At 45.0% G+C, this 13,592-nt stretch carries 15 protein-coding genes, 1 other RNA gene and 1 pseudogene; 5 read left to right on the forward strand and 12 right to left on the reverse strand.

Annotated features, from left to right (window positions below; genetic code table 11):
* Positions 1-30: 30 nt before the first annotated feature.
* Both KY305_RS01295 and KY305_RS01300 read right to left on the reverse strand, forming a co-directional pair.
* Positions 31-666, reverse strand: a complete 636-nt coding sequence (locus KY305_RS01295; RefSeq protein WP_223061017.1) for an FMN-dependent NADH-azoreductase — start codon at positions 664-666, stop codon at positions 31-33.
* Positions 667-826: 160 nt separating this feature from the next.
* A complete protein-coding gene (locus KY305_RS01300) occupies positions 827-1,165 on the reverse strand; it encodes a hypothetical protein (RefSeq protein ID WP_223061018.1) in 339 nt (112 codons plus the stop codon).
* Between the two features lie 121 nt (positions 1,166-1,286).
* On the opposite strand from KY305_RS01300, the pseudogene KY305_RS01305 reads away from it, so the two are divergent.
* Positions 1,287-1,391 (forward strand): annotated as a pseudogene (locus KY305_RS01305) (LysR family transcriptional regulator); the annotation flags it as partial.
* A gap of 43 nt (positions 1,392-1,434) precedes the next feature.
* On the opposite strand, the gene KY305_RS01310 reads toward KY305_RS01305, so the two are convergent.
* From KY305_RS01310 to KY305_RS01355, 10 genes are all read right to left on the reverse strand, one after another.
* Positions 1,435-2,229, reverse strand: coding sequence for an SDR family NAD(P)-dependent oxidoreductase (locus KY305_RS01310; RefSeq protein WP_223061604.1), 795 nt, complete (start codon positions 2,227-2,229; stop codon positions 1,435-1,437).
* A 114-nt stretch (positions 2,230-2,343) separates the two neighbouring features.
* Entirely contained in the window at positions 2,344-2,649 is a 306-nt protein-coding gene (locus KY305_RS01315; RefSeq protein WP_223061019.1) for a barstar family protein, read from the reverse strand.
* 548 nt (positions 2,650-3,197) lie between these two features.
* Positions 3,198-4,034: a chitosanase gene (csn, locus tag KY305_RS01320; protein ID WP_223061020.1), complete on the reverse strand. Its 837-nt coding sequence runs from the start codon at positions 4,032-4,034 to the stop codon at positions 3,198-3,200.
* A gap of 323 nt (positions 4,035-4,357) precedes the next feature.
* Positions 4,358-4,945, reverse strand: coding sequence for a YdeI/OmpD-associated family protein (locus KY305_RS01325; RefSeq protein WP_223061605.1), 588 nt, complete (start codon positions 4,943-4,945; stop codon positions 4,358-4,360).
* A 463-nt stretch (positions 4,946-5,408) separates the two neighbouring features.
* Positions 5,409-5,771, reverse strand: a transfer-messenger RNA (tmRNA) gene (gene ssrA, locus KY305_RS01330).
* Between the two features lie 169 nt (positions 5,772-5,940).
* The gene (gene smpB, locus KY305_RS01335) at positions 5,941-6,411 is read right to left on the reverse strand and encodes an SsrA-binding protein (RefSeq protein ID WP_223061021.1); all 471 of its coding nucleotides are present in this window, start codon (positions 6,409-6,411) and stop codon (positions 5,941-5,943) included.
* 137 nt (positions 6,412-6,548) lie between these two features.
* Positions 6,549-8,882 carry a ribonuclease R gene (gene rnr, locus KY305_RS01340; RefSeq protein WP_223061022.1) on the reverse strand — a complete coding sequence of 778 codons (2,334 nt, stop codon included), beginning with the start codon at positions 8,880-8,882 and terminating at the stop codon, positions 6,549-6,551.
* Between the two features lie 18 nt (positions 8,883-8,900).
* Positions 8,901-9,641: an alpha/beta hydrolase gene (locus KY305_RS01345; RefSeq protein ID WP_214802983.1), complete on the reverse strand. Its 741-nt coding sequence runs from the start codon at positions 9,639-9,641 to the stop codon at positions 8,901-8,903.
* Positions 9,642-9,760: 119 nt separating this feature from the next.
* Positions 9,761-9,991, reverse strand: coding sequence for a preprotein translocase subunit SecG (gene secG / locus KY305_RS01350; protein ID WP_214802981.1), 231 nt, complete (start codon positions 9,989-9,991; stop codon positions 9,761-9,763).
* 124 nt (positions 9,992-10,115) lie between these two features.
* Positions 10,116-10,301, reverse strand: a complete 186-nt coding sequence (locus tag KY305_RS01355; RefSeq protein WP_087920807.1) for a helix-turn-helix domain-containing protein — start codon at positions 10,299-10,301, stop codon at positions 10,116-10,118.
* A 196-nt stretch (positions 10,302-10,497) separates the two neighbouring features.
* On the opposite strand from KY305_RS01355, the gene rghR reads away from it, so the two are divergent.
* The 4 genes from rghR (at position 10,498) to KY305_RS01375 (ending at position 13,591) form a co-directional block, all read left to right on the forward strand.
* Positions 10,498-10,905: a transcriptional repressor RghR gene (rghR, locus tag KY305_RS01360; protein WP_214802978.1), complete on the forward strand. Its 408-nt coding sequence runs from the start codon at positions 10,498-10,500 to the stop codon at positions 10,903-10,905.
* A 27-nt stretch (positions 10,906-10,932) separates the two neighbouring features.
* Positions 10,933-11,364: a helix-turn-helix domain-containing protein gene (locus tag KY305_RS01365; RefSeq protein WP_223061023.1), complete on the forward strand. Its 432-nt coding sequence runs from the start codon at positions 10,933-10,935 to the stop codon at positions 11,362-11,364.
* Between the two features lie 81 nt (positions 11,365-11,445).
* The gene (catR, locus tag KY305_RS01370; RefSeq protein ID WP_214802972.1) at positions 11,446-11,763 is read left to right on the forward strand and encodes a catDE operon transcriptional regulator CatR; all 318 of its coding nucleotides are present in this window, start codon (positions 11,446-11,448) and stop codon (positions 11,761-11,763) included.
* Positions 11,764-11,890: 127 nt separating this feature from the next.
* Positions 11,891-13,591: a methyl-accepting chemotaxis protein gene (locus KY305_RS01375; protein ID WP_223061024.1), complete on the forward strand. Its 1,701-nt coding sequence runs from the start codon at positions 11,891-11,893 to the stop codon at positions 13,589-13,591.
* Position 13,592: the final 1 nt, after the last annotated feature.

The following is a 13,592-nucleotide window of genomic DNA, read 5'->3' on the forward strand; positions in this document are numbered from 1 at the left end:
CCGTATAAGCAAGGAGGTTTTTTTACGGGTTTAGAATGATTTTCCTGCTTCTTTCGCACGGGAAATCGCATCTTCTTTAATTTGCTGCGCTTTATCCGGTTCAGCATTATGGCCTTCAACGATTAATCCGTCGAAAGAAGGAACACCGAAGAAGTTCATCATGATGCCGATGTAGCGGTGGCCCATTTCCATATCAGCCGCCGGTCCTTCAGAGTAATAGCCTCCGCGCGCTTGAATGTGCAGCGCTTTTTTATCAGTCAGAAGGCCGATCGGACCTTGTTCTGTATATTTGAATGATTTTCCTGCTACTGCTACAGAATCAAGATACGCTTTCATCACAGGCGGGAATGAGAAGTTCCAAAGCGGTGTGACAAACACGTATTTATCAGCTGACGCGAATTGATCGCTCAATTCATTAAGACGGCCGACTTTCGCTTTTTCCGTTTCAGAAAGCTCTTCAAAACCAGAGCCTGATCGTAGTTTGCCCCAGCCGCTGAATACGTCCGCATCAATGTGTGGAATGTTTTCTTTATACAGGTCGATATGTACAACCTCGTCATTCGGGTTTGACTCTTTATAAGAATCGATAAACGCTTTTCCGGTTGCCATGCTGTAAGATGTTGCCTCATCATGAGGATGAGCAGTGATATAAAGTACTTTTGCCATAGTATAACAGCCCTTTCGTTTTCAGATTACACACACATTTATTATGAAATATGAATGTTTTTTTATACTATTCAACTCTGTAATAATTATAGTTACAAAAAAATCATTTCGCAACAATAATATCTCGAAATTAGTATATTTTTTTCAAAAGACGGACGGCTTACCGTTCATAGGCCGTCCGTAATCCGTTGTAAAGCACCGATAATTCCTCGCTGATCCTTGGATACGCCTGTAATGTCGGCACTTCCGTGTCAGTCGGCTGTGTTTGTTTCAAAGCGGCTTCCGCCATGCTATCAAATAATTCCGCAACTCGCCGCACTTCTTTCTGATCGATGACGGGGCGGCGGTTATACTTGTAAGCCGACAGTAAGTAATAACCTAAATGCTCCGCTCCGGCAATGGCTGGCCATAACACATCTGAACGGCTTTTCGGATACTCGCCGAGCGCCTTATCATACTCATCTCTCAGCTGAATCAGGCTGGTCCTCAAATGGTGCACATCAAGCTGTTCCTTTCAGGTATCAGACGTTAACAAAATCTGTAAAAATTGACCTTCCCGGCGAATCACGCCGCTTAACAGTTCCGGCAGCCGTTTTGAAGAAAAACGCCGCCACAAAACGCCGGTCGGGCTTTTGACAAATCAAAAAGAAGAGCATTTTGACAGCCCCACAAAGGATTTGATCAGCCGGATAATCGAGCGGTTTCATCAGCGCGGCACGAATTAAAAACCCCCGCTTCTATACCCGCGGGGGTTTCTGTGTTTTCATATTATATAATGCTCCGCACCAATCCGCCGTCGATCCGCAGAGCCGATCCGTTAATCGCAGACGACAAAGGACTGCTTAAAAAGGTGACAAAGTGAGCGATTTCCTCAGGGCGGATCAATCGCTGGATAATGGACGTCGGACGATTTTCCTGCATAAACCGTTTTTCCGCCTCTGTAACGGTCAGGTTTTCATCAGGATAAAGCGACTCCAGCATCGTTTCGACGCCTTCTGTCTTGGTAGAACCGGGCATCACCGTATTGACGGTCACACTCGTCCCCTTCGTCAGCTCGGCCAAGCTTCGCGACAGTGAAAGCTGCGTCGTTTTCGTGGCGCTGTAATGGGCCATTTCCTGTGAAGGCATGACTGCCGCTTCACTGGCGATAAAAATCACCCGCCCTTCCTTTCGTTCAATCATCTGCTTCAAATACCGGCGTGTCAGCCGAACGCCGCTCATGATGTTCACCTCGAAAAATCGAAGCCATTCTTCATCAGGAATATCAAAATATTCCGCCGGCTCGAAAATCCCCAAATTGTTCACGAGAATATCGATCTCCGGATACTGCTGAAAAATCCTGCTGCATCCTTCCGCCGTTCCTAAATCAAATGCAGCCGGATACAGACGGGCGCCCGGTGTCTGATGCTGCAATTCCCGAATCGTTTCTTTCACCTTCTCTTCCCGGCGCCCATTAATGATGACATCCGCGCCTTCTGCAATCAGCGAAGCCGCAATCGCCTTCCCGATTCCCGACGTAGATCCGGTCACAAGCGCCGTTTTCCCTTTCATCTGCAAATCCATCATCCATTCCTCCCTATCACCTGTCTCTTCTTATATATGGACAGAAATCGAAAGCCTGAAACCTTCTGTCCCTATTATCGAATAGAAAAATGGCTGACGGGAAGTACGCACTTTTTAGTGCCTGTCCGTTGTCCCGGCTGACTGCTGCTCGATTTGAATAATAAACCGATTCTCTAACTCTTCCTGAGCCTCTTGAAACAGCTCCAAGAAATCATCAGCAGCCGAACCCAATTCCTTCTGACTGGTCTCAAAATTCTCCCATACCAAAGTCAACGGCAGTTCTATCCAGCCTGTCAGACAATCCCATAATGCATTTAGATTTTCACCATAATAGTCCGGGAAATCTAACTTATCTTTTAATACTTGGTGTAAAGCTTCTACACTTTTAAAACCTTTACCGTCTATCATTACTTCTATCATTAAAGCCGCCTCCACTATTATTATGAAATGTTTTATAATAATCAGTTGTTATAAATCAATCCATCATTCGAATCCTGCAGTATATTTTATGTCCGCTTCATACCATACTCTGTTTTTGACTGCTGAAAAGGAAGGATCCCCCTTGTCCATCTTTGTTCTGACTTTAGGTATCTCAGCTTGCCGCCGGCTCAAGCAAAAGATGCAACAATTGGGTGCTGTCAAAGATAGAAGAAAACAGCAGCAAATTTTTCCATTCATTTTTTTGGCTGTAGCAGTTAGCAGCTGCAGGCTTTGGGTGTGGTTTTATTCTTCGTGGTTATGTAATAATCCAAACGAGCAGGAAAATCGGTCATTAGCTCAAAGGGGAATTTAAAAAAGGGGAATATGCCAGAAAAACTTATATCAATTTGATGTTAATAACAGGTCGTGTTCAAATCCACAGCCTGACCAAAAATCTAAATGACAGAGTGAAGGCGGCCAAACGGCCGCCCAATGTTTCATTTCGCTGACACGAGAGGGAAATCCCCTCCGGCACAACACATCACTGCTTACTTGATCACGAAGTCACCATACTCGTCTGAAGAAACCTTAATCGGTCCGTTCAGATTGTAGTTGTTCGCCTTTGCGATAGTGCGAAGGACATCCACTCGGGCAACTGATTCTCTCCATTCATCACGTGTATCAGAATTTGACGGATTCATCAGGTCGTCATAGCGTACATCCAAGAATTTATTTAACCATTTCTTCTCATCTGCTCCATCTTTAGGAGAGCCGCCCGCTTTTTTGTTTGTGCGTTTGATCAATGCATACAAGGAGTCTGGGTCATCACCGTCGCCATGCTGGATAATTGTATCGTAAATCACAGCTTTCGCCAGCGCCGTTTTCAGTCCGATATTATCTGACCGTTTCATGGCAGGCTGATAATACAAGCTGTCGTTTACTGCATCTTGAGCAGCGCGGAATTCTTTATCATTTCCAAGCGAACGCCAAGCTGAATCAAAACCCTTGAGATTGCTTATATTCCCGCTTTCTTTTTCTGCCAGGCGGTGCAATTCAGGCAGGTACTTTTTCAGTTTGTTATTCGGTACTGCCTTTGTATACACTTCCACTACTTCCAGTGCATCCCCGGTAGCGGTTGTAAAGCCGGCCCGGCCGCAAGTATAACCTCTTCCATCAGGCAAATGTTCCACATATCCATATTGAATTTCTGTCTTGCCGTTTTCAAAAATACTGGTCAGCTGCTCCGCTCGACGCTTCTGATCCTTGTCCAGCCCCGCTGCAAAAACCGTTTCGTTCATCATCAGGGTAAAAACCGCGGCAAGAATAAGTGATGAAATAGCTGCCTTCCTCCATGATACTGCTATTGCCTTCAAACCGACTCTCATTCTATTACCCCTTTCAACAAAAGATAACTGCTAGTTTAGTATACATTAAGACATCAGGATTTTGTTAAAATAGATATTTTTTGTCATTATTTTCAATGTTAATGTTACATATTTTTGAAAAGTAAGCTCAAAACACAAAAAAGGAACCATCCCAACGGGCGGTCCCTTTTTTATGAAAAACAAATTGATTTGGAATGGCCGCTTTAGTTCAAGAAAAGCGCACCTTTCCCTTTTTTGTTTTTTTTCAGTGCTGCCTGCGATCCAAAAAGGAGTTTGAATGAACGCAAAACGAGGTTGATTCATTTCATTTCTCATCGAATAGACTAATCATGTAATCCTTTTCCATTGAGAATCTGCTGCACATATTTTTCAACCCTTGATTCTCGCGTTTTGGATTGTTTGGCTTTAGAAAAATAAAGAATGTATGCTCTTTGCCGTCCCGGCGTCAAGGCTTCAAAAGCAGTTTTCAAGGCAGGGATTTCATCGAATTTATTTTGAAGTTCTTCAGGAATGGTGAACTCTGTATTCAAACTCACTTTCAAACCGGCTTTTTCAACTTGAATGGCTTCATCAATATAGGCTTTCAAGATGGTTTCCATTTCAGCTATTTCTTGAACATTGGTGAACCGGATCTGGCGCGCCGCCTGTACATTCTCCGTTTGTTGGATTAGAATTCCATGGGCATCCTTTAACAAGGCGCCTTTGGGAAACAGAAGCGCACAATATTCTTTAAATCCATGTATTAACACAATGTTCTTTTTCTCGAACGTGTAACAAGGATGCATCCACTTAAATTCTTCGGTCAGCTCACAGTCAAGAACGATATTTCTCAACTTCTCATATTCTTCCTTCCACGTTTTAGCTTTACTCATATATTCATCAACCTTAGGATTCATACTGCTATTTGTCACCAAGGAACACCTCTCTTCAAGTTTTCAATCAGCTGACAGTCAAGAATATTCATTCTCACTTTCTCCAGCTCTTTATGCTAAGACGCTAAACGGTGTCGTGTCAAGCAGATCTGGCTTGGAACGTTTTCGTCTCTAATCTGCCCGTCAGTTAAAGAAAATCAACAATATTTGTTTAACGAACCAATACGTAAGAACCTGTTCATTAAAGGAGCGGTCCCGATAGAATGGATCTACAAAACGTATTTTTAAGGGAATATGCGTCTGGCTCTCATAACTTCAATTGAATATCATTACCTAAAATAGATGTAAACCACATTCATGCATAAAAAATAATCCAGTTCGAGGAATTGTTTGATTTGCATTTATTGCATATAAATCGTTGTAAAAAATAAAGCATAAACTGTCCTTTCGGACAATTTATGCTTTATTTTAACCGCGTGACAACACTGCGGTTTCGTCTTATGTATGGAGACGGTGGGAGTCGAACCCACGTCCAGAAACATCGATTACTTAAGCGTCTACGAGCGTAGCCTGCATATTTTGTGTTTCACTCGTCTTCGTGCCTGCGGGCGGGCCTTCCGAGAGCTAGTCTGTCAGTCTCTTCTTACGTTCTCAGACGGGAACGCAAGCGTAGCCTACTTGGATGTGCTCTTCACGGACACATAGGCAATGTCAGGAAGAGCTCGCTGCGCTTATTAGGCAGCTAGTGCTAAGTTTTGGTTAAAACTTTTAGTTTTGCCAGTTATATTTAGGTGCGTGTTAACGAGATCGCCTCTCGGCTCGCAGCTCAAGCTCGATCCATCCCTGTCGAATCCGTAACGTCCCCTTGTAAAGGGTATACGGGAGATATATCAAGCTCTTGCTCAACTGGCTGTACTCTTATTATATCATGGTCACAGACAAATTCAATTGGGAATTACTTCAAAAAAATCTTCTGTGAACTTGATGTGTGAACAGTATAGCATAAGGCTGATCGTCACATCAAGCCGTATGGATCAGAAGCCTTTTTGACTGTCTCTGAACGCTCTTTCAATTTCCCTTTTGGCGTCTTTGCGTTTTAAGTCTTCGCGTTTATCGTATGTTTTCTTCCCTTTTCCGAGGCCGATTAATACTTTGGCAAAGCCGTTTTTTAAGTACAGCTTTAACGGCACGAGGGAATAGCCCTTTTCTTTTGTCAGCCCGATCAGCTTATTGATTTCTTTCCGGTGCATCAAAAGCTTTCTCGTCCGCAGCGGGTCATGGTTGTAGCGGTTTCCCTGCTCGTACGGGCTGATGTGCATGTTGTGCAGAAACACTTCGCCGTGTTCGATTTTCGCGAAGGAATCCTTCATGTTTACGCGGCCGGCGCGGATAGATTTAATCTCCGTTCCTTGCAGCACGATGCCTGTTTCATAGGTTTCTTCTATAAAATAATCGTGATTCGCTTTTTTGTTTTGCGATAATACTTTGCCTGATCCTTTTGGCATGCCCTGCCCTCCTCTCTCCAAAAAACCGTTCGTGTATGCGATACGCTCTATTTTAGCAAAAGGAGCGCGTAACGACAATGAATATGCGGCTTGCGAAAGAAAGCAAACAGAGCACTATGCCCTATTTGCTTTCTCTGTTACTTCTTCTTTTTACGCTTTTGCTTCGGCGCGTTTTGAAAGCCGCGTTTCTTCTTTTTCTTTTTCGGCTTTGTAAACCATTCCCCTTTTTCCTCTGATTGCGGCGGGGAAGCAGGTGTATTGCTGTTTAATACTCGTTTTCGCGCCGGTCTGCCGCGTTTTCTGCGATCTCCTGTTTCTCTCGGACGGCGCGGGGTGCCTTTCATGCCGACGATTTCAAAGTCAATGTTTCGCTCGTCTTTATTGACGTCAACGACCTTAACCGTAATTTCGTCTCCGATGCGGTAAACATTGCCCGTGCGCTCGCCGATCATGGCGAAGTGCTGCTCGTCAAAACGGTAATAATCATCCGTCATGAAGCTGACATGCACAAGACCTTCAATTGTATTCGGCAGCTCGACGAACATCCCGAAGTTGGTGACGGAGCTGATCATGCCGTCAAACTCTTCTCCGATCTTATCAAGCATATATTCCGCTTTTTTCAGATCGTCCGTTTCCCGTTCGGCATCTACGGCGCGGCGTTCCATCGTTGATGTATGGCCAGCGATTTCCGGAAGGCGCTCAGCCCACTTTTCCCGCGTTGCCTCATCCGTCTTCCCGTTGATTAAATACGTTCTGATCAGTCTGTGAACGATTAAGTCAGGGTAGCGGCGGATCGGCGATGTGAAGTGAGTGTAGAATTCCGTTGCCAGCCCGAAATGCCCCAGACTTTGCGGATCATATTTCGCCTGCTTCATCGAACGGAGCATAACCGTTGAAATGACGGTTTCTTCCGGGCGGTCCCGCACCTCGTCAAGAATGCTTTGCAGCGCCCGCGGATGAATATCTCCGGCTTTTCCCTTTACGATGTAACCGAATGTCGTCACAAATTCCAAAAACTTTTGGAGCTTTTCGGCATTCGGCTCTTCGTGAATCCGGTAAATAAACGGCACGTTCATCCAATGGAAATGCTCGGCCACCGTTTCGTTTGCGACAAGCATAAATTCTTCAATCAGCTTTTCAGCAACGGAACGCTCTCTGATCACAACGTCTTTTACGGCGCCTTCATCATCGACGAGCACTTTCGCTTCTTTAAAATCGAAGTCAACGGCTCCGCGGTTCATCCGCTTAGCCCGGAGAATTTCAGCCAGACGCTCCATGTCTTTAAACATCGGAACGAGCGGCTCGTATCTTTCTTTCAGCTCGGCATCGTCTTCCGTGAGAATCTGATTGACATCTGAATATGTCATTCTTTCCGTCGTTTTGATCACGCTTTGGAAAATCTCATGCTCTGTCACTTGCCCCTGCTGATTGATGGTCATTTCGCAGGAAAGCGTCAGGCGGTCGACTTTAGGGTTTAAAGAGCAGATGCCGTTTGACAGTCTGTGCGGAATCATCGGAATAACCCTGTCGACTAAATATACGCTTGTGCCTCTTTCCAGCGCTTCTTGATCAATCGGCGAATTCTCTGTGACGTAATGGCTGACGTCGGCAATATGGACACCGAGTTTGTAGCTGCCGTTATCAAGTTTTGTCACGGTGACGGCGTCATCCAAGTCCTTCGCATCCGCGCCGTCGATGGTGACGATCACTTGATCACGCAAATCACGGCGGTCTTTTATGTCCTTTTCATCAATGGTATCCGGCGTATTTGTTGCCTGCTCCATCGCTTCAGCCGGAAAATCTCCCGGCAGGCCGTGCTTATGGATAATTGATAAAATATCAATGCCCGGATCATTTTTATGTCCGAGAATCTCAATGATTTCTCCCTCGGCGTTCATGCGGCCTTCCGGATAGCTTGTCAGCTTCACCACGACTTTATGGCCTTCTGCCGCGCCGTTTTTGGCGTGTTTCGGAATAAAAATATCACTCGTGATTTTCTTATCATCCGGGATGACAAAGCCGAAGCTTTTTGTTTCTGTGTATGTGCCGACGACACGGTCAATGCTTCTTTCTAAAATGCGGATGACCGTTCCTTCCTGTCTCGAACCGCTTGACTGAGAATTCAGCCGCACCATGACAATATCGCCGTTCATGGCCGTATTCAGCTCAGTCGGCGGAATAAATACGTCGCTTAACGCGGTATCCTCCGGCAGCAGAAAAGCAAAGCCCTTCGCATGCGCCGAAATTTTTCCTTTTATTAAATTCATTTTTTCCGGAAGCCCGTAGCGGTTGCTCCGCGTGCGCACGATTTGGCCTGTCTCCTCGAGCGCCACTAAAGCTTTCACCAGCTCTTTAAATTCCTCCGCTTCCGTAATATTCATCATCTCCTCAAGCTCTTGAACGGTAAGTGGCTTGTACGCCTCTTCCTTCATGAACGAGAGAAGGCGGTCCATAAACGCTTCTTTTTCCATTATCCGACCTCCTGTTTGTTACCAATCGAGTTTCTCTAAAAATTCGTACACATCCTGATGAACGAGATCACGTTCTTTATCCAGCGTAATGACATGTCCGGATTCTTCGTACCATTTCAGCTGTTTATCGTCCGTTTCTACCTCGTTATAAATGATGTTTGCACTTTCTGTATTAATCATATGGTCATGCCGGGCCTGAACCACAAATGTCGGGGAATAGATCATGTCGACGTTTTGGCGCACATCGGCAATCAGCTTTTGCAGTGATTTCAGGGTATTCATCGGCGTTTTTTCAAACTCCTTCATTTCCTTTTCAATCTGCTCCGGCTGTTTTCCTTCGAATTTTTTATAATTGCGCGCGTAGGAAAGAACTCCCTCGTACATAACCTCTTCGCTTTTTATGTGCATCGGCGCACACATAGGAACAATTCCCTTTATGGGTACAGTGTAACCCAATTTCAATGAAAAAACCCCGCCGAGTGACAGTCCGCAGGCCGCGATGTTTTCATAGCCTTCAGATTTTAAATACTCATAACCGTCCATAACGTCTTTCCACCAATCGTGAGGCCCTGTATGGACCAGCTCTTCCGGCGGAACGCCGTGCCCTTTATATTGAGGCGCGTGGCAAGTATAACCGCGCTCATTTAAGTAACGTCCGAGCATTCTGACATCGGCCGTATTTCCGGTAAATCCGTGCAGCAGAAGAACCGCTTTGTCTCCGCCTTTAAATGTAAATGGTTTTGGTGTTACGATTTTCATGCTTATAACCCCTTTTTTTGCACATTCAATTTAGTTTTCCACAGTTTGCCGAGAAACAAACACCATCCCTCAACAAGAAAAAGGCCTGATATTAAATCAGACCTTATACAAACATTGCCTTATACGACATACGCTAGCGAAATCGTTAAAACGAAAAACAAGACTGCCAGCACAACGGTTGTGCGGTGAAGAATCAGGTCAAGGCCTCTTGCTTTTTGTTTTCCGAAAAGCTGCTCCGCCCCGCCTGAAATCGCACCCGATAAACCGGCGCTTTTGCTGGACTGAAGCAATACGACAATAATAAGTGCAATACTGACGATAACCAATAAGGTAATCAAAAATGTGTGCATCCCATACACCTCCAGACTGACTGGCCTACATTACTTCTATTTTACATGAAAAGCATTGGCATGTCACGCCGTATCAATACAGAGCACATCAGAAAAACAGAACTGAAAATGGATTCTTTTGTTGTTATTGACTTTTGTCAACAAAGTCGTAGTAAAAAAGGTCCTCAAATTTCATATCAAAATAATACAGCATCTTTCCGATGACCAGCTGGCCCGGCCTTCTCTCTCCATTCAGTACGCGGCTCAGTGTGGCGGGGGATATTCCGATCTCCAGGGCGAGCTGGTTTAACGAGTAGTCGTTATTGACCATATATTGCAGCACATAATCTCTTCTGATCTGTATCTTTTCGACCACTTTCTTCACCTTCCGTTCTGTAAAGTACTTTCTGTCTTACTACATAAGATACGGGTTTTGTTAACTTTTGTCAATACTTTTCCAGTCTAGCTATTCCCTTTAGTCAACGAACATACTAGAATAGAGGTAGCGTTCGGGAGGGGGAGAGACTGTGGAAAGCTTCGGTAAACAATTACGGACACTGCGGGAAAAACGAAAAATGACAGTGAACCAGCTGGCAACGTATTCAGGCGTCAGTGCAGCCGGAATCTCACGGATTGAAAACGGCAAACGCGGGGTGCCGAAACCTGCAACCATCAAAAAGCTTGCAGAAGCGTTAAAAATCCCTTACGAGGAACTGATGAAAAAAGCCGGGTACATTGAGACCGTTCAGGAAACGAGAGCTTCATACGGCACGAACTGCAAATTAATTGAAAAAGCGGAAACATATCAGCTGAATGATTTATCCCTTTTGGAGCACGAGAACTGGCAGTATCTGTCGAAGGAAGATTTAGTCCTGCTTGATAAATATTTCTCGTTCTTATCGGCTGAAGCCAAAAAAAGAACGAATGAAGAATAATGAATCTGCACTTGCGAGGCGATCATATTGAGCACATTCGGAAAGCAATTAAGAGAGCTGCGCCGCGCCCGAAAACTAACGGTCAATCAGCTTGCCGTTTATTCCGGCGTCAGCTCGGCTACCATTTCCAGAATTGAAAATGGGCAACGCGGCATTCCCAAGCCCGCCACCATCAAAAAATTGGCGGACACATTGAAAATCCCGTATGAGGATTTGATGGCAAGAGCCGGACACATTAAGGCATTTCAGGAGGAAATCCGTGAAGCCTCTGAAAGCTATCAATCCATTTACACCATCTACCAGACAGCCGTTGCCAAAGGCGCGGAGCATCTTCCGCTGTTTGACAGCAAAAAATGGCAGCACTTCACAAAAGAAGATATTGAAAGCGTCAGTAAATACTTTGATTTTATCGCAGCTGAAGCGAAAAAACGTTCCTCCATTTCCTCATCATCTTCCTGATCCACTCCCCAACATAACAAGCGGCAGACGTACGTTCCCTCTGATTTTGCGGTATAATAGCAAAAGACGAGGTGAAAAAGCATGAAGCAATCAGAAATGTGTCCCAGATTTGAAAAGGCAGTCGACATCTTGAGTAAACGCTGGGTCGCTCTTATCGTCTTTCAGCTATTGAACGGGCAGCAGCGATTCAGCGAAATTGAAGCGGCGCTTCCGAATTTAAGCGGCAGAGTTCTGTCAGAACGGCTGAAAGAACTTGAAACAGAAGGTGTGATCAAACGGGAAGTCATTCCGGAAACGCCTGTCCGCATTGAGTACTCTTTAACGGATAAAGGCTGTGCGTTAGCTCCCATTTTAGAGGAGATTTCCAAATGGTCTTCAGAATGGATAGATCCTTCCTAATAAACTCTCCCCCATAAAACGGCTGATCTCAAAACGGGCAGCCGTTTTTTATTTTGCTTTTTTTAAAGAAAATTCAAATCAAAAGCCGATATAAACAATATTGACACCACTTTAAAGGAGATTTGATATGCGGCTGACGATTTCACGAAAATTCACCCTTGTCTTTGCCACACTGATTGTTATTATGATGCTTACCGCAGGACTCGGGGCGCTTAATATGCAGTTTTTGATCCGGCAGACAAATGACATGAACACAAAATGGATTGATGGCATTAAACAGATTACAACGGTAGATTATTTTACGGAGCACCTCTCCTCTCAAGAAAAAGAGTATTTAATTAACAAAGATAAAACGAAATTGGAGACGATCCGCGAGGCAATGGATCAGAGCTTGAATGAGATTGACAAAAGACTCACCGATTATAAAAAAACAATCTCAAGCGCGAAAGAACAAAAAATTTATGAGATGCTCTCAAGCGAGATCGCGGATTATAAAAACGTCCACTCGCAAATTGTGGAAAGCGGAAAAAGCGATAATACAGATCTGGCAAGAGGGCTGCTCATCCAATCCGAAACAAAGTTTGACGCCATGAAAGATCATATTAACGAGCTGGTCGATTTAAACAAAGAAGGCAGCAATAAAGCGGTTGATGAATCCGAACAGATTTACCGCAAAGGCATCACGTTTACGATTCTGCTGCTCATCGCCGCTGTCCTTATCAGCGCCTTCATCTGGATCTATATCAATCGGAAAATCGTCAAACCGATCATCCGCATGAAGGAATCTGCCGACGAGATTGCGGGAGGAAATCTCTCAAATGATCTTGAAGCGCTCAATGCGAAAGATGAACTCGGCGATCTGAACGGCGCGCTTCAGCAGATGGTCAGAAATTTAAGAGACATTGTCGGCTATTCGAAAGGGATTTCTCAGCATGTTCTTTCTTCTTCACAAATGTTAACGTCAGCGACGAACGAAACAAGGTCCGGCAGCCAGGCCATTACCGAAACGATGAACGAAATGGCGGAAGGATCAGAACAGCAGGCGCAAGACGCCGTCACGATTTCCGAAACGATGAACGATTTCACAGACCGGATAGATAAAACGTATTCCCATGGCATGGCCATCAGCGGCACATCACAGAACGTGCTGGATCTGGCCGTAAGCGGAAATGAAAATATGGATTCTTCGTTAAAGCAGATGGAATCCATCCACAGCATCGTGGAGCAATCCGTTCAAAAAGTACGGACGCTTGAACAGCACTCCAAAGACATTAACAAACTCGTCCTCGTGATTAACGGCATTGCCGAACAGACGAATCTGCTGTCTTTAAATGCCGCAATTGAAGCTGCGCGTGCCGGAGAAAGCGGCAAAGGCTTCGCAGTCGTAGCTGAAGAAGTCAGAAAGCTCGCCGACGGCGTCAGAGGCTCCGTCCAGGATATTACGAGAATTGTCGGCGGCACCCAGCAGGAAATCAGCGCCGTCATTTACTATTTAGAAAGCAGCTTTACAGAAGTAGAAAAAGGAAAAGCGAACCTCACAGACACCGGCAGCACGATGCAGCATATTAAACGGTCAATGACGGACATGGCTGCAAGCATCGAAGAGGTCACGGGCGGTTTGAAGAGGTTAACTGAACAATCGGCCACAATCAGCCAATCGATCGAAAATATCGCCTCTGTGTCCGAAGAATCAGCGGCAGGCATTGAAGAAACATTCTCGATCACAGAACAGTCAGCCCATTCCATGGATCAAGTATTATCAAAAGCCGAGGAGCTGGAAGACTTGGCAAACCAGCTGAACGAACGGTTGGCGCAATTTACGATTTAAG

The sequence above is a fragment of the Bacillus sp. YC2 genome (assembly GCF_019891195.1).
GTDB lineage: Bacteria > Bacillota > Bacilli > Bacillales > Bacillaceae > Bacillus.

Bases quoted from the DNA above. Each gene is read 5' to 3' on its own strand.
- secG (WP_214802981.1), bottom strand. From the start codon at position 9,991: ATGCACACATTTTTGATTACCTTATTGGTTATCGTCAGTATTGCACTT.
- KY305_RS01355 (WP_087920807.1), bottom strand. From the start codon at position 10,301: ATGGTCAATAACGACTACTCGTTAAACCAGCTCGCCCTGGAGATCGGA.
- KY305_RS01310 (WP_223061604.1), bottom strand. From the start codon at position 2,229: ATGGATTTGCAGATGAAAGGGAAAACGGCGCTTGTGACCGGATCTACG.
- smpB (WP_223061021.1), bottom strand. From the start codon at position 6,411: ATGCCAAAAGGATCAGGCAAAGTATTATCGCAAAACAAAAAAGCGAAT.
- rnr (WP_223061022.1), bottom strand. From the start codon at position 8,882: ATGGAAAAAGAAGCGTTTATGGACCGCCTTCTCTCGTTCATGAAGGAA.
- KY305_RS01375 (WP_223061024.1), top strand. From the start codon at position 11,891: ATGCGGCTGACGATTTCACGAAAATTCACCCTTGTCTTTGCCACACTG.
- csn (WP_223061020.1), bottom strand. From the start codon at position 4,034: ATGAGAGTCGGTTTGAAGGCAATAGCAGTATCATGGAGGAAGGCAGCT.
- catR (WP_214802972.1), top strand. From the start codon at position 11,446: ATGAAGCAATCAGAAATGTGTCCCAGATTTGAAAAGGCAGTCGACATC.
- KY305_RS01295 (WP_223061017.1), bottom strand. From the start codon at position 666: ATGGCAAAAGTACTTTATATCACTGCTCATCCTCATGATGAGGCAACA.
- KY305_RS01345 (WP_214802983.1), bottom strand. From the start codon at position 9,641: ATGAAAATCGTAACACCAAAACCATTTACATTTAAAGGCGGAGACAAA.
- KY305_RS01315 (WP_223061019.1), bottom strand. From the start codon at position 2,649: ATGATAGAAGTAATGATAGACGGTAAAGGTTTTAAAAGTGTAGAAGCT.